Source organism: Kribbella sp. CA-247076 (assembly GCF_050942445.1).
Classification (GTDB): Bacteria; Actinomycetota; Actinomycetes; order Propionibacteriales; family Kribbellaceae; genus Kribbella.
Genome location: NZ_CP192051.1, coordinates 7,338,039 through 7,356,179 on the forward strand (window position 1 = coordinate 7,338,039; position 18,141 = coordinate 7,356,179).

19 protein-coding genes are annotated in these 18,141 nt (G+C 70.0%); 10 read left to right on the top strand and 9 right to left on the bottom strand.

The window, feature by feature from the left end:
• Window positions 1–18 precede the first annotated feature (18 nt).
• From ACQPYZ_RS35025 to ACQPYZ_RS35050, 6 genes are all read right to left on the bottom strand, one after another.
• The gene (locus tag ACQPYZ_RS35025; RefSeq protein ID WP_433163587.1) at window positions 19–792 is read right to left on the bottom strand and encodes an SDR family NAD(P)-dependent oxidoreductase; all 774 of its coding nucleotides are present in this window, start codon (window positions 790–792) and stop codon (window positions 19–21) included.
• Window positions 793–893: 101 nt separating this feature from the next.
• Window positions 894–1,718, bottom strand: coding sequence for a carbohydrate ABC transporter permease (locus tag ACQPYZ_RS35030; protein WP_433163589.1), 825 nt, complete (start codon window positions 1,716–1,718; stop codon window positions 894–896).
• Entirely contained in the window at window positions 1,715–2,638 is a 924-nt protein-coding gene (locus tag ACQPYZ_RS35035; RefSeq protein ID WP_433163591.1) for a carbohydrate ABC transporter permease, read from the bottom strand. Before ACQPYZ_RS35035 ends, ACQPYZ_RS35030 begins: the two co-directional genes overlap by 4 nt.
• Window positions 2,635–3,918, bottom strand: a complete 1,284-nt coding sequence (locus tag ACQPYZ_RS35040) for an ABC transporter substrate-binding protein (protein WP_433163593.1) — start codon at window positions 3,916–3,918, stop codon at window positions 2,635–2,637. The genes ACQPYZ_RS35035 and ACQPYZ_RS35040 overlap by 4 nt, the downstream gene beginning before the upstream one ends.
• A 17-nt stretch (window positions 3,919–3,935) precedes the next feature.
• Window positions 3,936–4,643, bottom strand: a complete 708-nt coding sequence (locus tag ACQPYZ_RS35045; protein ID WP_433163594.1) for a FadR/GntR family transcriptional regulator — start codon at window positions 4,641–4,643, stop codon at window positions 3,936–3,938.
• A complete protein-coding gene (locus ACQPYZ_RS35050; protein WP_433163596.1) occupies window positions 4,640–5,797 on the bottom strand; it encodes a DUF4185 domain-containing protein in 1,158 nt (385 codons plus the stop codon). The genes ACQPYZ_RS35045 and ACQPYZ_RS35050 overlap by 4 nt, the downstream gene beginning before the upstream one ends.
• Before the next feature lie 137 nt (window positions 5,798–5,934).
• Here ACQPYZ_RS35050 and ACQPYZ_RS35055 point away from each other — a divergent pair, with 137 nt between their 5' ends.
• Window positions 5,935–6,324: a phage holin family protein gene (locus tag ACQPYZ_RS35055; RefSeq protein WP_433163598.1), complete on the top strand. Its 390-nt coding sequence runs from the start codon at window positions 5,935–5,937 to the stop codon at window positions 6,322–6,324.
• A gap of 2 nt (window positions 6,325–6,326) precedes the next feature.
• Window positions 6,327–6,758 carry a low molecular weight protein-tyrosine-phosphatase gene (locus ACQPYZ_RS35060; RefSeq protein ID WP_433163600.1) on the top strand — a complete coding sequence of 144 codons (432 nt, stop codon included), beginning with the start codon at window positions 6,327–6,329 and terminating at the stop codon, window positions 6,756–6,758.
• Here the strand turns inward: ACQPYZ_RS35060 and ACQPYZ_RS35065 are convergent.
• Window positions 6,755–7,966, bottom strand: a complete 1,212-nt coding sequence (locus tag ACQPYZ_RS35065) for a pyrophosphate--fructose-6-phosphate 1-phosphotransferase (RefSeq protein WP_433163601.1) — start codon at window positions 7,964–7,966, stop codon at window positions 6,755–6,757. The genes ACQPYZ_RS35060 and ACQPYZ_RS35065 overlap by 4 nt on opposite strands.
• Window positions 7,967–8,152: 186 nt before the next feature.
• Window positions 8,153–8,614, bottom strand: a complete 462-nt coding sequence (locus tag ACQPYZ_RS35070; protein WP_433163603.1) for an Lrp/AsnC family transcriptional regulator — start codon at window positions 8,612–8,614, stop codon at window positions 8,153–8,155.
• Window positions 8,615–8,677: 63 nt separating this feature from the next.
• On the opposite strand from ACQPYZ_RS35070, the gene ACQPYZ_RS35075 reads away from it, so the two are divergent.
• The 6 genes from ACQPYZ_RS35075 (at window position 8,678) to ACQPYZ_RS35100 (ending at window position 14,780) form a co-directional block, all read left to right on the top strand.
• Window positions 8,678–9,577 carry a DMT family transporter gene (locus ACQPYZ_RS35075; protein ID WP_433163605.1) on the top strand — a complete coding sequence of 300 codons (900 nt, stop codon included), beginning with the start codon at window positions 8,678–8,680 and terminating at the stop codon, window positions 9,575–9,577.
• An 81-nt stretch (window positions 9,578–9,658) separates the two neighbouring features.
• Entirely contained in the window at window positions 9,659–10,351 is a 693-nt protein-coding gene (locus ACQPYZ_RS35080) for a response regulator transcription factor (RefSeq protein WP_433163607.1), read from the top strand.
• Window positions 10,348–11,946: a sensor histidine kinase gene (locus tag ACQPYZ_RS35085; RefSeq protein WP_433163608.1), complete on the top strand. Its 1,599-nt coding sequence runs from the start codon at window positions 10,348–10,350 to the stop codon at window positions 11,944–11,946. The genes ACQPYZ_RS35080 and ACQPYZ_RS35085 overlap by 4 nt, the downstream gene beginning before the upstream one ends.
• 110 nt (window positions 11,947–12,056) lie before the next feature.
• Window positions 12,057–13,454 (top strand): trypsin-like peptidase domain-containing protein, encoded by a 1,398-nt coding sequence (locus tag ACQPYZ_RS35090; protein WP_433163610.1) that lies wholly within the window; start codon window positions 12,057–12,059, stop codon window positions 13,452–13,454.
• Between the two features lie 106 nt (window positions 13,455–13,560).
• Window positions 13,561–14,076 (top strand): DinB family protein, encoded by a 516-nt coding sequence (locus ACQPYZ_RS35095; protein ID WP_433163611.1) that lies wholly within the window; start codon window positions 13,561–13,563, stop codon window positions 14,074–14,076.
• Window positions 14,077–14,081: 5 nt separating this feature from the next.
• Window positions 14,082–14,780 carry a pirin family protein gene (locus tag ACQPYZ_RS35100; protein WP_433163613.1) on the top strand — a complete coding sequence of 233 codons (699 nt, stop codon included), beginning with the start codon at window positions 14,082–14,084 and terminating at the stop codon, window positions 14,778–14,780.
• Here ACQPYZ_RS35100 and ACQPYZ_RS35105 read toward each other — a convergent pair.
• Window positions 14,777–15,109 carry an L-rhamnose mutarotase gene (locus ACQPYZ_RS35105; protein WP_433163615.1) on the bottom strand — a complete coding sequence of 111 codons (333 nt, stop codon included), beginning with the start codon at window positions 15,107–15,109 and terminating at the stop codon, window positions 14,777–14,779. The genes ACQPYZ_RS35100 and ACQPYZ_RS35105 overlap by 4 nt on opposite strands.
• A gap of 136 nt (window positions 15,110–15,245) precedes the next feature.
• Here ACQPYZ_RS35105 and ACQPYZ_RS35110 point away from each other — a divergent pair, with 136 nt between their 5' ends.
• Complete coding sequence (locus ACQPYZ_RS35110; RefSeq protein ID WP_433163616.1) at window positions 15,246–16,010, top strand: VOC family protein; 765 nt, start codon at window positions 15,246–15,248, stop codon at window positions 16,008–16,010.
• A gap of 198 nt (window positions 16,011–16,208) precedes the next feature.
• Window positions 16,209–18,116, top strand: coding sequence for a penicillin-binding transpeptidase domain-containing protein (locus tag ACQPYZ_RS35115; RefSeq protein WP_433163618.1), 1,908 nt, complete (start codon window positions 16,209–16,211; stop codon window positions 18,114–18,116).
• Window positions 18,117–18,141: the final 25 nt, after the last annotated feature.

Sequence of the window (18,141 nt, forward strand, 5' to 3'; positions counted from 1 at the left end):
CACCACCCCGGTCTGGCTTCACTTCTGGTCCTCCGGCAGTACGACGGCCAGCCCGGCGGTCAGCCCGCCGTCGACCTTGACGTCGGCGCCGGTGACGAAGGCCGCGGCCGGGGACGCCAGGAAATGGATGACTTCGGCAACTTCTCCCGGGGTCGCGACCCGGCCGAGCGGATGCGACCGGCCCCACTCCGCGACCACGTCGTCGGTCGAACGCCCGCCACCGAACTGGGCGGCCGAGGTCCGCAACATCGGCGTGTCCACGGAGCCCGGGCAGACCGCGTTCACCCGGATCCCGTCGGCGGCGTGGTCCACGGCCATCGCCCGGACCAGGGACAGCAACGCACCCTTGCCCATCGAGTACGCCGCCACACTCTTCTGCGCCGCATACGCCTGCACCGAGGCGACGACCACGACACTCCCACCCCGCGGGAGCTTCGGCACGAACGCCTGGCAGGCGAAGAACACCCCGCCGACGTTGACCGCCATCACCTCGTCGAACACCTCCGGCGGAGTGTCCACGACCGTCCCGTACCGCTGGACGCCGGCCGCGCAGACGAGCACGTCCACCCGGTCGAGCTCCGCGGCCGCGGCGGCGAGCGCGGACCGGTCACCGACGTCGACGACGAGACCACGGACGCCGAGTTCCTTCTCGAGCGCCGTCAGCGCATCCGCGTCCCGATCCAGGACGACGACGCTGTCACCGGCGGCGACGAAGCGCTCCACAGCACCCCGCCCGATCCCGGCGGCCCCGCCGGTCACGACGACTGTGCGAGTGCCGGACGCCAGGGCCATCACGAATCCCCGTTCCCGGCCGGCCGACGCTCACCGCGGCCGCCATCGGGCGATTGTGATGGGCTGGCGGTCCATAGCTGCTGCATGAATCCTCCGAGAGATCAGAACTGGCCGAGGGCGAGGCCTCGGGAGAAGAAGCGCTGGGCGGCCAGGAAGAGCACGACCGTGGGCAGCGAGACCAGCAGGCCGCCCGCGAGCACGGTCGGCAGCGCGGCGCCGCCGTACGTGCTCTGCAGGCCGGTGAGGGCCGGCATGATCGGGCGGACCGACTCGGACTGGCTCAGGGTCAGGCCGAGCAGCAGGTCGTTCCAGACGAAGGTGGCCTGCAGGATGAAGATCGCGGCCAGCGCCGACCCGGCCATCGGCAGGTAGATGCTGCGGAAGATCCGGAACATCCCGCCGCCGTCCACGATCGCCGCCTCGAAGACGCTGCGGGCGATCCCGGTGAAGAAGTTGCGCATCACGAACGCCGAGAACGGCACGCTGATCGCGGTGTACACGATGACCATGCCGGTCCGGGTGTCGTAGAGCCCGGTGTCGGCGTACCCGGAGAACAGCGGCATCAGCACCATCTGCAGCGGGAAGATCGTGCCGCCGAAGATCACGATGAACCACAGGAAGCCGTAGCGCAGCCGGAGTACGACGATCGCGTACCCGGCGGCCGCGCCGATCAGGACCGCGAGGATCGGCGAGACCACGCTGTAGATCGTCGTCGCCACCAGCGTGTCACTGAGGGCGGCCTTCTCCCACGCCTCGGCGACGTTGCCGAACAGCGAGAACCCGGACGGTTTCCAGACTGTCGCGGCGTCGTAGGAGTCGACGGACTTGGACGCGTTCACGATCAGCAGGTAGAGCGGCGCGAGCCAGATCAGGCCGAGGACGACGAGCACGGCCGTCCGGACCGGGCCGGAGGAGGTCTTGTTCACTTCGACTCCCCCAACTGGTAGCGCAGGTACAGGATCGAGGCGGCGAACGTGACCAGGCTGAGGAACAACGCGATCGCGGACCCTTGGCCGTAGTCGTTCAGCACGAACGTCTCCTTGTACATCGAGAGCGCGAGCGTCTCCGACGACGTCCCGGGACCGCCCTGGGTCATCACCCAGACGACGTCGAAGGTCTTCAGGCTGCCGACGATCGACAGGCCGATGACGACCGTGGTGATCGGCCGGAGCTGTGGCCACAGGTGGTGCAGGAACAGGCTGAAGCCCTCCGCGCCGTCGAGTCGGGCGGCCTCGAGCGGCTCGGCCGGGATGGACTGCAACCCGACCACGAACAGCAGTGCGTTCACGCCCGCCGCCTGCCAGGTCACCGCCACGATCATCATCAGCGTGTTGCCCGGACCGGCCTGCAGCCAGCCGGTGTGCTCACCCGGCAGCCCGAAGAACCCGAGCGCCTGCCCGAGCGCGCCGTCCGGCTGCAGCACGAATCCCCAGATGACACCGACGGCCACGCCGGAGATCGCGTACGGCAGCAGGAACGGCAACCGCAGCCACGTGCCCCACTTGTGCCCGTACGTCAGTACGGCGACCAGCAGCCCGAGCACCACCGGGAGCGTGATCATGCCGACGACCCACAGCAGCGTGTTCACCAGCGACCCGATCAGGTCCGGGTCGCTGAACATCGCCTGGTAGTTGGCCAGGCCGGTCCACACCGGCGAGGCCAGGCCGTCGTACTCGGTGAAGCTGACGTACGTCGTCCACAGGAACGGCAGGTACAGCAGCAGGGCGACCACGGCCACCGCCGGTACGCCGAACAGTGGCGCAGACCGGCCGCCGTGCCGCAACGGGCGGGCGCGGACCGGCGTCGGCTTCACCGGCGCCGGTCGCTGCAGGGTCGAGGAACTCACTTCTGCTTGGCCCAGTACGCGTCCGCCTCGGCCTGGATCTTCTGCAGGCCCGGCATCGGGTCACCCGGCTTGGTGACGAAGGCGCCGAACACCTCGAGCGCCTTGTTCGCGACCGGGACCGGCGTCGCCTCGAACCAGCGGTTGATCAGCCGGTACCCGTCGCCGCCGACGTCCTTGTTCAGCGCCGCCAGGCTCGGGTCCTTGACCTCGGCCTTCGGGTTGAAGGACAGGTCGCCACGGGAGTTCGCCCAGGCGGTCTGCGCCTGCGGCGTGACCCACCAGTCGGTCCACTTCTTCACCGTGCCGGTGTGCTCGCTCTGAGCGGCCGAGCAGACCGGGCCGGTCTCGAAGATCATCGAGGTCTTCGGCAGGGACGCGTTCACGTTCGGGATGACGAAGAAGTCGTAGTCGGTGCCGGCCTTCATCTTCAGCGAGTTCAGGTTGCCGCTGAACCAGGTGCCGAAGTTGATCATCGCCACGTCGCCGTTCTTCAGCTGCGCCTGCGGCTCGGTCTTCGAGCCCGGGTCGCTGAAGTAGCCGGCCTCGATCATCTTCTTCCAGTCGTTCATCACCTCGACCACACCGGCGTCGGTGTACTTCGCCTTGCCGGCCGCGAGGGCGTCGTACAGGTCCGGGTCCTTGCCGGCCAGCAGGGTCTCGAACCAGACGAAGCTGAACAGGATGTTGGTCTGGTAGAACGGCTTCACGCCGGCCGCCTTGACCTTGTCGGCGACCGCCAGGAGCTCCGGCCAGGTCTTCGGGGTCTGGGTGATGCCCGCCTTCTTGAAGACGGCCTTGTTGTAGTACATCACCCAGTAGCCGGCGTTCAGCGGGACGCAGTACTGCTTGCCGTCGTAGGTGAAGTACTGCTTGAGCTGCTCCGGGATGTTGCCGTCAGCAACCGCCTTGTCCCACTGCTCGGTGGTCTCGGCGACCAGCTTCTGGTCGACCAGGTCCTCCAGCTCCTTGCCGGTGTGCCAGGTGAACAGGTCGGCCTTCTCCTTGGTCCGGAACGACGACCGGATGAACGCGGTGTAGGTGTTGGAGTCGGAGTACCCGACCGGCTCCATCCCGACGCCGATGTCCTTCTTGCTGGCCGCGCCGACCTGGACGAACGCGTCCTTCCAGCCGCCCTTGTCGTTGTAGAACTTCAGCGAGTCGACCGGCTTGTCCTCGCCCTTGGCGGCCTCCGACCCGCCGTCGCCCCCACAGGCGGACAGCACGAGCGCACCGGCCACCGCCAGAGCGGTCAGTGCCTTCCGGTTGGTGATGCGTTGCATGGTGCGTCCTCTCAGCTTCAGGGGGTCTGAAGGCGGTGGTTGATGACGGCCAGGACGCCGTCGAGGTGTTCACGGGTGAGCAGCTCGGCCAGGTCCGGGTCGCCGGCCAGCACGGCCTCGTAGATCGCCCGGTGCTCGTCCAGGTCGGCCTGCCGGTCGCCGTGGATGTGCAGGATCTCCAGCTGCTCGCGAACGTTGACGACGGTGACGGACTCGACCACCTCGGCCAGCGTCGCGTTCCCGGACGCCTGCGCGAGCGAGCGGTGGAAGTCCATGTTGATCTCGGCCAGCCGGGCGTGGTCGCCGGCCGCGATCAACTCCGCGGCCGCGGTCAGGTCCTTGTCCATCCGGTCCAGCGCGGCCTCGGTCCGGACCCGGGCGGCCAGGGCTGCCACCGGCGGCTCGATCAGGGCGCGCGCCTGCAGCAGCTCGACCAGCCGGTCGGACGACGGGGTCGGCGCCAGCGGGTTCGGCAGCACCAGCCGGCCGATGTGCGGTCCGACGTACACCCCGGAGCCGTGCCGGAGCTCGACCGCTCCGGTGGCCTCGAGCCGGCGCAGCGCCTCCCGGACCGTCGGTACGGCGACCTTGAACCGGTCGGCCAGCGACCGGACGGACTCGAACTGGTCGCCCGCGGCCAGCTTGCGGTCCGCGATCAGCGCGAGCATCGACGTCGCCAGGTCGTCGAGCAGACTCCGGCGTACGACGCCTCCCGACGTACTCATCGGGCCGCTTCCAGGGCGACCTCGACGAACCGCGGGCGGTAGATGCTCACGTCGGCGTACAGGTCGGTGTTGGCGTCCAGGCTGTTGACGTTGTAGCTGACCAGGAGACGGTTCCCGCGGCGCCGGTCGGGGTGGTCGTGCGAGTTGTAGGTGATGATGTTGGCGTTGCCGTAGCTGCCGTCCGCGCCGGTCTCGGGGGTCTGGTAGAGCTCGACCGGCTTCACCCACGGGCCGGTCGGCGAGCAGGAGAAGTACCCGAGGACCCGCTTGCTGAACAGCTCGGTGGTGTCGTGCGTGACCAGCAGGTAGCCGTCCCGCCAGCGGGTCACGCTGTGCTCGTTGGCGACGCCCTCCAGCACCCGGGCCGACGCGGACTCGTCCGCCGACCAGCCGTTACCGGTCCAGTACTCCCACGGCTTCGCGAGGAGATCGGTGCCGCGGACCCTCGCGACGTGCTGGTACTTCGAGCCGCCCAGGTCCTCGACGCCGTAGATGTAGGTGTACGCGCCCTCACGCTGCAGCCACGCCGACCACTGCACGTTGGCCGCCGACGGGATCGGGGCGAGTTTGCGGAGCTTCAGCGTCTTGCTGTCGAACCGGGCGAGGTAGTTGCTGTGCCAGCGCCAGTCCCACTGCCCCGGCCCGGTCCTCTCGAACCGCAGGGCGACGACGTCGAGGTTGCGGCCGGCATTGCTGGTCTGGGCCGCGCCGAACCAGTACCAGCCGTTGGCCGGCGGCTTCACGAGCGCTGTCGGGTTGGCCGGCGTACCTCCGGTGACGGTCTTCAGCGAGTCGCCGCGTTGCACGACGAACGAGTTGTTGATGAACGGCGCCGTGGTCGGGCGGCTGCCGTCGGGGTTCACCGGGCCGAGGAACGTGTCGGAGAAGATCCAGACGGTCCGGCCGCCGGAGAGCTTCACCGAGTACGTGCTGTCGCCACCGGTCCAGCCCTTGCCGGTGTTGCTGTAGGCGTTGAGCAGGCGCTCGGGGTCGGCCTGTGGTGTCGCCCGCGCGGTCCAGTCGGTCCGGACCGCGTCGCACTCCGACGGGCCAGTGGCGTCGGGCTCGGCGGCCTGCGCGGTCGGGATGCCGGTCGCGACCAGCGCGAGGGCAGCCGCAGCTACGCCCAGTCTTCGTGACTTGTTGGCTCTCACGCTGATCCCCTCCGGCATCTGTTCACCTCACGAGTGAAAATGATCAGATCACTTGGTCATTAGCGTGTCAAGAGTCAGGGTCGACTCAGGGCGCGTACGGGGCTTGGCGCTACCGGTGGGGTGGGAGGATCGACCGCATGAAGAACTTGATCATCAAGTTGCTCGCCAACGCGGTCGCGCTGGCGATCGCGGCCTGGCTCATCAGCGGGATCACCATCCAGGGCGCGACCACCGGCCGGCGGATCCTGACGCTGCTGATCGTCGCGGCGATCTTCGGCCTGGTGAACGCGATCGTGAAGCCGATCGTCAAGCTGCTGTCGCTGCCGTTCATCATCCTGACGCTGGGGCTGCTGATCTTCGTCATCAACGCCGCGATGCTGCTGCTGACCTCGTGGATCACCGGGAAGCTGGACGTCCAGTTCCACGTGGCCGACTTCTGGCCGTCCGCGCTGCTCGGCGCCCTGGTCATCACGGTCGTCGGCCTGCTGCTGAACGCCGTACTCCCGGACAAGGCGGAGATCCGCTGACGATGCGGAAGGTAGAGGTCGTCTGCTCGGGCAACATCTGCCGGTCGCCGATCGGGGAGGTGGTGCTGCGGGCGAAGCTGGCCGAGGCCGGGATCGACGACGTGGTCGTCACCAGTTCGGGGACCGGCGGGTGGCACACCGGCGACCCGATGGACCCGCGGGCCGCGGCGGCGCTGCGCCGGCGTGGGTACGACGGGAGCGCGCACCGGGCGCAGCAGTTCCGGGCCGACTGGTTCGGCGACCGGGATCTCGTGCTGGTGATGGACTCCGGGCACCACTCGGAGCTGACGCGGCGCGGCGGGACGGTCCAGCTGTTCGCCGAGATCGACGTACCGGATCCGTACTACGGCGAGGACGACGGGTTCGACGAGGTCCTCGACCAGATCGAGAAGGCGGCCGACATCTGGGTCGGCCGCCTCCGCACTCCGTCCTAGGGCTGCTCGATCTCGGCCTTCAGGGCGACGAACCAGTCGACGCCGGGGTCGAACTCCTTGCCGCCGGCGATCCGCGGGAACTCAATCGCCCGCAGTTCGTCCCCGCGCTCTTCGTCGTGGCCGACCACGCCGCTCTCACCCCGCAGCGCGGCGTCGACGGCGAAGTCGGTGCACTCCTTGATCAGCGCGAGGTCGCGGTCGTTGGCCGCGGCCGAGCGGCTGAAGTAGCCGCTCTTCTGCACCATCGTCTTCTCGGCGCCGATCCGCTCGGCGAACTGCTTGGCGAACCAGGCCCCCGGATTGATGGTGTCCAGCTTCACGTGGCCGAACGGGTCCCGGGCGACCGTCTCACCACGAGCTTCGAGCTCCGCCACGATCGCCGGTACGCCGGCGCCCTCGGACAGGAAGATGTTCACACAGTCCTCGCGGTCCATCACCGCCTTGAGCCGCTCCGCCTCGGCGTCCAGGTCGATCGACTCCTCCGGCACGTACACCGCGTCGACGTCCCAGCGGCCGGCCGACAGGCCGATCCCCGGGTTCCACTCCTGCTCGGCCCACCAGTCCCGGTACGCCTTGGTTGTTGCCGCGGTCAACCATCCGCAGTTGCGGCCCATCACCTCGTGGACGATCAGCATCCGCGGGTTCGACGAGTGCTCGGCGATGATGTTGCGGGCGTAGTTCGCGCCCTGCTCGGCCGCCGTCCAGGCCCCCAGGCTCTGCCGGATCGGGACCACGTCGTTGTCGATCGTCTTCGGCAGGCCGACCACGGTCAGGTCGTAGTCGTGCTCGTGCAGGTACGCCGCCAGGTCGGCGGCCGTGGTGTTGGTGTCGTCACCGCCGATGGTGTGCAGGACGTCGACCCCGTCGGCCACCAGCCGCTCGGCCGCGACCTGGAGCGCGTTCTGGCCGTCGGCGATCAGGCCACGCTTGACCAGGTCGGCGGTGTTGGTCAGCTTGACCCGGCTGTTCCCGATCGGGCTGCCGCCGAACCTGTGCAGCACCGCGGCCTTCGCCCGGACGTCCGGGGTGACCTCGACGTGCCGGCCGCTGAGCAGACCGTGGTAGCCGTTCAGGTAGGCGATGATCTCCACGTCGGGCGCCACCTCGGTGTAGCGCTCGATCAGCCCGCCGACGGCGGACGACAGGCAGGGCGCGAGCCCGCCGGCGGTGAGCAGGGCAACTCTGCGGACAGGCTTGTCGGCAGCCATGGGTCAGGGTCCTTCCGAAGGTCCATGCAGGTCACTGAAGTCGCCACCAGACTAGTGAGGTAGACCACCTTCGGCGGTGGTTCGGCCCAGCTTTCGGACCGGCAGGCCATCACAACGTGCGGCGGCGCGGGCGGCTGAGCCGGAGGCGGGTCGGTCGGCGCGATTGTGATGGCCTGGCGGTCCGGGTCAGACCAGCGGGACCGGGCGGGGTGGGATCGGGGTGGAGACGACGAACGAGCTGGTGGTCTGGCCGTGCACGATGAACTTGTCCAGCACGTCCTCCAGCGCGGCGATCTCGGCGACCTGGACGCGCATCAGGAAGCAGTCCTCCCCCGAGATCCGGTGGCACTCGACGACCTCCGCCGTCCGCTCGGCCAGCTCGATGATCTTCGGGATCTGCCCGGGCCCGGGGCGTAGTCGCACCCAGGCCGCGACCGGGCGGCCGAGCGCGCCCGGATCCACGTCGAGCCGGTAGCCGCGGATCACCCCGGACTCCTCGAGCCGGGCGACGCGTTCGCGCACGGTCGGCGTGGACACCCCCAGCCGCCGGGCCAGCTCGGTGGTCCGCGACCGGGGGTCGGCGGTCAGCTCCTCCAGGATCCGGATGTTGAGCTCATCCAGCAGCTGACTTCTCGTTTCGGTAAGCAAAGCAGCCTCCCAGCCTCCGATCCGCCATGGGAACCAGCGGATCCAGTTCCTACGATAGTCAGCGTGACGACCCGCGCCGAGGCCCCTGCCCGTTCCACGCACGCGACCGCGGCGGCGGCCGTGACCGTCGTCCTCTGGGCCTCGTCCTTCGTCGCCATCCGGCACGCCGGCACCGAGTTCTCGGCCGGCGCGCTCTCGCTGGCACGGCTCGGGCTCGGCAGCATCCTCCTCGGTGCTCTCCTCTTCACCCGTCCCCGCCCGGAGGCCGCCGTTCGGCGGTGGCCGGCCAAGCGTGACTGGGCACCCCTGCTCGCCTGTGGCGTGCTGTGGTTCGGCGTCTACAACCTCGCCCTGAACGACGCCGAGCGCCGACTCGACGCGGGCACCGCTGCCATGCTCGTCCACATCGCCCCGCTGCTGATCGCCGTACTGGCCGGCTTCGGTCTCGGCGAGGGCTTCCCGCGGAACCTGGTCATCGGCGGCCTGGTCGCGTTCGCCGGCATCGTCGTCATCGGTACGTCGAGCTCCGACGGCCGCGCCGAGTTGTGGGGCGTCGTCCTCTGCGTGATCGCGGCCGTCTCGTACGCCGTCGGCGTGGTCACCCAGAAGCCGCTCCTCAGTCGCCTCCCGGCCGCGGAGGTGACCTGGCTCGCCTGCACCATCGGCGCGGTCGTCTGCCTTCCGTTCGCCCCGGCGCTGCTCGACGAACTGCGGACCGCCGACGCGACCACGATCTGGTGGGTCGTCTACCTGGCCGCCTTCCCCACGGCGCTCGGGTTCACCACGTGGGCTTTCGCCCTCCGGCGTACGAGCGCCGGCCGGATGGGCATCACCGTGTACGCCGTTCCCGTCGTCGCCATCATCCTCGGCTGGCTCTTCCTCGGCGAGACCCCCGCCGCCCTGGCCTTCGTCGGCGGCGCGCTCTGCCTCGCCGGTGTCGCCATCTCCCGCCGCGCGGCGTGAACCAGCGGGTTCTCAGGCGTTTCTCAAACAGACGGCCTACGCTCGCGGAAAGGCAACTTTCGAGCGGAGCGGGGCAGGATCATGCGGGTACTGGTGGTGGACGACGACCGGGCGGTCCGGGACTCGCTGCGCCGTTCGCTGGAGTTCAACGACTTCGAGGTGGTGACCGCGGCCGACGGCGCCGAGGCGCTCGCGGTGATCGGCAACGTCGAGCCGGACGTCGTGGTGATGGACGTGATGATGCCGCGGCTGGACGGGCTGGAGACCACCAAGGCCCTGCGGGCCGCGGGCAACAACGTGCCGATCCTGGTGCTGACCGCCCGGGACGCGGTCGCCGACCGGGTCGACGGCCTGGACGCCGGCGGCGACGACTACCTGACCAAGCCGTTCGCCCTGGAGGAGCTGCTCGCCCGGCTGCGCGCCCTGCTCCGCCGCAGCACCGTGCCCGGCGAGGGCGGCCAGCGTGGCGAGGTGCTGCAGTACGCCGACCTCGTGGTCGACGTGGACGCGCACGAGGTGCACCGCGGCGACATCCCGATCCCGCTCACCCGGACCGAGTTCTCGCTGCTCGAGCTGCTGATCCGCAACCCGCGCCGGGTGCTCGAACGCGCGGTGATCCTGGACGCCGTCTGGGGTTACGACTTCCCGACCACCGCCAACTCCCTCGAGGTCTACATCGGCTACCTGCGCCGCAAGACCGAGGTGAACAACCTGCCGCGGCTGATCCACACCGTCCGCGGCATCGGCTACGTCCTGAGAGACACCCCACCGTGACCCCCACCAACCCCGACTTCCCGTCCTACACCAACCACCCCGAACCCCAGCACCCCGGCCGGAACCCCTCACCGGCCGGCGAACAACCTGTTGCCAACAGCAATGGAAATCGGGTGGCGGCGACCGCCGCCCGGACCCAGACCTGGGCGCAGCAGAAGCTGCACCGGCTGAGTCTGCATGCTCGGGTCACGCTGCTGGCCGCGGTCGCCGTCGGCCTGGCGGTCGCGTTCGTCAGCGCGGCGGCCTACCTCACGGTCCGCCAGCAGATGTACCGGAACCTGGACGAGAGCCTGACCGACCGGGCGACTCAGGCCGCGAACAAGGGGGTGCTGACCGATCTCCGCAATCTGGAGCGGATCCCGTCGGACGCACTCGGGCTGAGCGACATCCAGCTGGGCGTGCTCACCGCTGACGGGCAACGGTTCGGGGCGACCGAGAGCTACATCCCGCCGATGGGCGAGCTCGAGCTCGCCGTTGCCCAGCAGCAGGAGGAATCGAGCATCCGGACTGTCGGCGTGCGCAACGGCGCGCACTTCCGGGTCGTCGCGGTCCCGGCGAAGCTCTGCACACCGACCAACAGCCCGTGCGGCTCCCCCGAGGAGCTCGAACCGGCAGCCCTCGTGGTCGCCCAGTCCCTCGCGCCCATTGACCGAACCCTGCACAACCTCGGGATTGTGTTGTGGGCTGTTGGGTTGCTCGGGGTGATCGGGGCCGCGATTGCCGGGAATGCGGTGGCTGCTTCCGGGTTGCGGCCGTTGGCTCGGTTGACGGGGGCGGCGGAGCATGTGGCCCGGACGGAGGATCTGCAGCCGATCCCGGTGACCGGGACGGACGAGATCTCCCGGCTGGCGCAGGCGTTCAACGCGATGCTGGCCGCGCTGGCGCGGTCGCAGGACCGGCAGCGGCGGCTGGTCGGGGATGCCGGCCACGAGTTGCGGACGCCGCTCACCAGCATCCGGACCAACCTCGACCTGCTCGCCCAGGCCGACAAGCGCGGCGGCCTCCGCCCGGAGGACCGGCAGCAACTGCTGGACGACGTACGCGCGCAGATGGACGAGCTGACCACGCTGATCGGCGACCTGACCGAGCTGGCCCGCGACACCCCGCAGGTCCGCAACGCCGAGCTGATCGAGCTCGCCAACGTGGTCGAGGACGCCGTCATCAAGGTACGACGCCGCGCGCCCGGGCTGGAGTGGGACGTGCAGCTCGCGCCGTTCCCGGTCTGGGGCGACGAGCGCCTGCTGGGACGGGCGGTGACGAACCTACTCGACAACGCCGCGAAGTACAGCACTCCCGAGGACGCCTCCACGCGTCCCGACGGGCAGCCGGTCGGCCACGTCACGGTGCGACTGCTGGACGGCGTACTGACGGTGACTGACTCCGGTCCGGGCATCGCCGAGGCGGACCTGCCGCACGTGTTCGAGCGCTTCTACCGCTCCAGCGAGGCGCGCAGCCGCCCCGGCTCCGGCCTCGGCCTGGCGATCGTGAAGCACGCGGCCGAGCAGCACGGCGGCATGATCTACGCCCGCAACCTCCCCGGAGCCGGCGCCCAGTTCACCCTCTGGCTCCCCCACGCCGCCACCCAGACCCGCTGAGCTGTCTGAAGAGGGGCTGACAGGTCCTTCAGGGGATCTTCATGGAGTTCTTCGGTAGCTCTGACGGGATCTTCAGGGGCTTCTCAGGTCGGGCCGACAAAGTACTCGTCATGACCGAGAACCAGCCGCAGCAGCCGCAGAACCAGCCGGGTCACGACCCGCAGCAACCGGAGCGGACGCAGCAGATGCCTGAGCGGACGCAGCAGTTGCCGATGGGCGGCTACGGCCACCACCAGCAGCAGTTCGCGCCGGGCGCTGGGCAGCCGCGGCCGGGTCAGCACCCATCGGGCGGGAGTGCTTACCCACAGTTCGGTGCCCCGGGGCCGCATCAGGGGGCGTCTCCGGGCCCGAACTGGCCCTTCGGTCCGCAGCCCGCGCAGAGCGCGGCGGCGGCGCCGGCCAAGCCGAAGCGGATGGGCCTGGCCCTGGTGGCCGCGACGGCGCTGCTGGTCGGCACCGCGGGCGGGGTGGGCGGCGCGGCCGTCTACTCCGCGACCAATGACTCCGCCACCAACAGCCCGTCGGTGACCGCACCGCTGAACGGCAACCAGGCCGCGCCGGCCTCGGCACCGGACGGCTCGGTGCAGGCCGCGGCCGCCAAGGTCCTGCCGAGCACGGTGAAGATCGCGGTCGCGACCTCGCGGGGCTCCGCGGGCGGGTCGGGCATCGTGATCAGCAAGGACGGCCTGATCGTCACCAACAACCACGTGGTCGCGGGAGCCGGCGACGGCGGCCGGATCTCGGTGATCCTGAATGACGGCCGGACCGTCCCGGCCACCATCAAGGGCACCGACCCGCTGACCGACCTGGCGGTGATCAAGGCGGACGCGACCGACCTGACCCCGGCCACCCTCGGCAGCAGCGGCAAGCTCGCCGTCGGCCAGGGTGTGGTCGCGATCGGTTCGCCGTTCGGCCTGGAGGCGACCGTGACCAGCGGCATCGTCTCCGCCCTGGACCGGCCGGTGACCTCGGGCGACGACGATCCGGGCAGTACGACGGTCTTCCCCGCAGTACAGACGGACGCCGCCATCAACCCGGGGAACTCCGGTGGCGCCCTGATCGACCTCGCCGGCCAGGTGGTCGGAATCAACAGCGCGATCAAGACCGCCGGCGGATCGGGACAGTCCGAAGGCGGCAACATCGGCCTGGGCTTCGCGATCCCGATCGACCAGGCCAAGCCGATCATCGACGAGCTGGTGGCCAAGGGCAAGGCCACGCATGCGCGGCTCGGAGTGACGGTCGGCGACGCGCAGTCCTCCGACGGGCTCTCGAACGGAGCACGCCTCGGCGAGGTGACGTCCGGCGGTGCGGCGGACAAGGCCGGTCTGCAGTCGGGTGATGTGGTCACCGCTGTGGACGGCAAGGCGATCGCGTCAGGGGACGCGCTGGTCGCCGCGGTCCGTTCGCACCGCCCGGGCGACGAGGTGAAGCTCACCGTCATCCGGGGCGGCAAGACCCAGACGGTGACCGCCACCCTCGGCTCCGACAACGGCAACCCCACCGGCTGACCCCCAGTCATCCCTCCCTGGTCGGGACTGCGGCCGCCCACCGAGCGGCCGCAGTCCCTTGTGTTAATCCGGTGCGCGGCGGGGGCCGGCAGGCTACGGTCCGGCCATGACTTTCTCGCGGGAGCGGCCGCCGTTCGTGGCCGATGAACGGACCCAGTTGGTGGGCTGGCTGGACATGCAGCGGGCGCTGGTGCGCTGGAAGCTGGAGGGCCTGGCCGAGGCCGACGAGCACCGGGCGGTGCTGCCGACGTCGCCATTGATGACGCCCGCCGGGCTGGTCTCGCACCTGCGCTGGGTCGAGCACTGCTGGTTCAACGTGCTGTTCCTGGGTGAGTCCTCCGAGGGCAACCCGGGGTTCCAGGAGGAGCCCGAGGACGCTGACATGATGGTCGACGGCGTACCGCTCGCGCAGCTGCTGGACGAGTACGAGGCCCAGTGCCACCGGTCGAACGAGATCGTCGCGGCGCACTCGCTCGACGACGTCGGCAAGCACCCGGACTTCGGTTCGGCCCAGGCGACGCTGCGCTGGATGCTGATCCACATGGTCGAGGAGACCGCCCGCCACGTCGGTCACCTGGACACCATGCGCGAGCTCCTCGACGGCCAGAAGGGGTATTACTAGACCCCATGGAGATCCGGCGGGCGGACGAGCGGTTCCGGACCGTGAACGAGTGGCTGGACTCGCGGCACTCGTTCTCGTTCGGTCCGCACTACGACCCGGCGAACGTCGGCTTCGGCTTCCTGGTCGCCCACAACGACGAGATCGTTGCCCCCGGCACCGGTTTCGGCACGCACCCGCACCAGGATCTGGAGATCGTCACCTGGGTACTGCGGGGCACGCTGGCCCACCGGGATTCGCAAGGCAACAGCGGGGTCGTGCATCCCGGCCTGGCGCAGCGGATGAGCGCCGGCTCGGGTATTCAGCACTCCGAGTGGAACGACGGCGGTGAGCCCGTGCACTACGTGCAGATGTGGGTCCGCCCGGAGGAGCTGGACCTGACCCCGTCCTACGACCAGGCCGAGGTCGAGCTCGGCACCGGCGAGTTGGTGCCGATCGCGTCCGGCCTGCCGAAGCACGCGAGCACGGCCGCGATCCACCTCAACCAGCGGTCCGCCGGAATGTCGGTCGCCCGGCTGGGTCCGGGTGACCACGTGGACCTGCCGTCGGCGCCGTACGTCCACCTCTTCGTTGCCCAAGGCACCATGGGCCTGGAGGGCGCGGGCGACCTGGGTACGGCGGACGCCGTCCGGCTGACCGGAGTCGACGGGCCACGCGTCACCGCGGGACCGGACGGCGCCGAGCTGCTCGTGTGGGAGATGTACTAGTCCCGCTGCTCGCTCATGGTCCAGACGTGCCGTAGGGCCTGGCCGGCCACGCCTTCCGGGTTCTGCGCGAAGCCCTCGACGAACTGGCTCATGTGCTGCTGCCAGCGCTGGTCGACCGGGTCGTCCTTGAGCCGGGCGACAGCGGCCTCGAAGTCGGCGCACACGACCAGGTGGAACAGGTCGCGGCCGCTGCGCCAGATAGACCAGTCGTCGATGCCGGCGGCGCGCATCACGGTGATCAGTTCCGGCCAGACGCGGGCGTGCTCGAGCTCGTAGGCCTCTTCGGTCCCGGGGATCAGGCGGCTGTGGAGAGCTAGGCGGGTCGTCACAAGGGAGCAGGATACGCCGGGCCCCGGCAGGGGTGACCGAACCGTTACGCAGCCAGTTGGTCTGTTCGTCTCGACGTGACGCCCCGGTCACTGGCAGGTTTGGGGGCTCATCGGACAACGCGTTCCCGGAGGGCTGATGGGCGAGCGGACCCGGCCGTGGCCGGCTGGTACGCCGAACTGGGTCGACCTGTCGGCCGACGATCCGTCGGCGGCGACGGCGTCGTACTCCGACCTCTTCGGCTGGAAGTGTGTACGCCGGGGCGCGCAGGAGTACTGGGTGTCGTCGCTGGACGGCCGGGACGTCGGCGGGATCGGCGCGAAGCGGACCGGGGACGCGCCGAGCCGGTGGACGACGTACCTGGCGACCGACCAGGTCGACCGGACGCTCGACGCGGTGGTCGCGCACGGCGGCCGGGTGGTGGCCGGGCCGCGCGACCTCGACGAGCACGGGCGGCTGGCGCTCGCGGCCGATCCCGACGGCGCGGTCTTCGGGCTGTGGCAGGCGGGCGAGCACATCGGCACCGAGCGCCGTACCGATCCCGGATCGCTGGTGTGGAGTGAGGCGCTGAGCCGCGACTTCGAGGCCGCGAAGGCGTTCTATCTCGCGGTGTTCGGCTACGAGGCCGAGGAGATCGGCGGCGACGGGCCTCGGTACGCCGCGCTGTACGCCGGTGGCCGGCCGGTCGCCGGGGTCGCGGAGTTGCACCCGGACCTGCCGGCCGGAGCGCTGCCGCCGCAGTGGTTGCCGATCTTCGCGACCGACGCGACGGACGCGGCCGTGGACCAGGTGTGCGCGCGGGGCGGTGACGTGGTCTGCGCGCCGTTCGCCACCGACTTCGGCCGGATGGCGATCCTGCGCGACGCCGAGGCCGCGCCGTTCGCGGTCATCCACCTCGGGTGATTCGTCCTGCCTCTTGCCACTGATTCGCGGTGGCGATCACTCCCTGCCGGATCAGGTGTTTGCGCGGATCGGTGCCAACTCCGGCCGCGGACCGTGCGTCGTACTTGAGTGGCTTGAGTAGTTTCGCCCTCGTGGGCCGGAGCCACACGCCGAAGACTGTGTCAGGCCTCCATCCGTCGTCGTGCGAGAGTTGGGAACGTGAAGCGAACCACTGCGATCGTCTGTCTGAGTAGTCTGCTGATCACCGCCGGTTGTTCCGACAGCACCTCTGGCAGCGACGGTGCACCGGATCCGAACGACGAGAAGCAGGCGTCCGCCGAGGTGGTGAAGCAGTTCGCCGCCGCCTGGATCGCCGCCTGGGCACCGGACGGCAAGCCCGACGCGGCCGGCGCGCTGACCGACAACCCGACAGTGTTCGCCAAGCGGCTGGACGACGTCGACTCCGCCCTGGTCGCGAGCACCGTGAAGGTGGAGCCCCAGGGCGAGCCCGAGTGTGCCGACGACACCAACTGCACGCAGGACCTGGCGGTCGAGGCCGAGCTGCGCGGCATCGGCCCGATGAGGTGGACGAGTACGGCGACCGCGACCAAGGTCGGCGACGCCTGGAAGATCAAGGCCGCCGGCGACACGATCTACCCGGGGCTCGGGGACGCGAACTACCTGAAGCGGGTCCGCGCGCTGCCGGCCCGGGCGTCGATCCTGGACCGCAACGGCGCCGCGCTGACGGCGAACCGGCCGGTCGTGATCGTCGGCGTCGCCTCCGGCTCCGTGGCCACGGCCGCGACGTACGCCGCGTTCACCAAGAACCTCGACGTGGACGGCGCCAAGCTCGCCGCCCGGGCGAAGGCGGCACCGGCCGGTCAGTTCGTCGACGCGATCACCATCCGGGCCGAGGAGTGGCAGAAGCTGCGGCCGACGATGGGCAAGCTGCCCGGCGTGCTGACGATGGGCGGCACGCAGTCGCTGCCGCCGACCTCGACGTTCGCCCGGTCCGTGATCGGCACGATGAAGACCGCGACCGAGGAGACCCTGAAGAACGCCGGCCCGACCGCGTCCGCGCAGGACCAGGTCGGCACCACCGGTCTGCAGTACGCCTTCCAGCAGCAACTCGCCGGGACGCCGGGCGGCACGGTCACCCTGCGGGACGGCAAGACCAAGCTGACGATCAAGGTGGTCCACGACCAGAAGGGCACCGTCGGCAAGCCGGTCAAGACCACCCTCGACCTGGGCCTGCAGAACGCCGCCGAGGCCGCGCTGGCGACCAGCAAGCTGCCCGCGTCCCTGGTCGCCGTCCAGGCCTCGACCGGCCAGATCCTGGCCGCCGCGAACGGGCCGACCGCGACCAACTACAACCGCGCGTTCCAGGGGCACTACGCGCCCGGGTCGACGTTCAAGATCGTCACCTCCGCGGCCCTGCTCGGCAGCGGTCAGACCGCGGCGACCTCGCTCCCGTGCTCGAACACGATCACCGTGTTCGGCAAGTCGTTCAAGAACTACGACGGCCTGGCGGCGTACGGCGCGGGGACCATGCAGAAGGCGTTCAACGAGTCCTGCAACACCGCGTTCATCTCCCAGCACGGCCGGCTGCCGAAGGACGGGATGACCAAGGCGGCGGCGATGTTCGGCATCGGCCCGGAGCTGAAGCTGTCGATCCCGGCGTACGGCGGCGAGGTGCCGGCGCCCAAGGACGACGTCGCCGAGGCGGCGTCGATGATCGGCCAGGGGACGGTGACCGCGAGCCCGCTCGGGGTCGCGATGATCGGTGCGGCGGTCAAGCACGGGACGGCGATGAAGCCGGTGCTGGTCCCGGAGAAGGACGCCGCCGGCCCGGCCGCGTCTCCGTTGCCTGCAGCAACTGTTGCGGCGCTGCGGACGTTCATGCGGACGACGGTCACCGGCGGTACGGCGAACGTCCTGGCGGCGAACGGCGCCGTGGCCGCGAAGACCGGCACCGCCGAGGTGGTGCAGAACGGCAAGGTCGTCACCAACGGCTGGATGGTCGGCTACCGCGGCGACGTGGCCTTCGCGGTCATCGTCGAGGGTGGTGAGTCCGGCAGCAAGGCGGCCGGACCGATCCTGAAGAACTTCCTCGGACGGTTCAAGTAGAACCGGCGGCCCCTTGGCAGGGGCC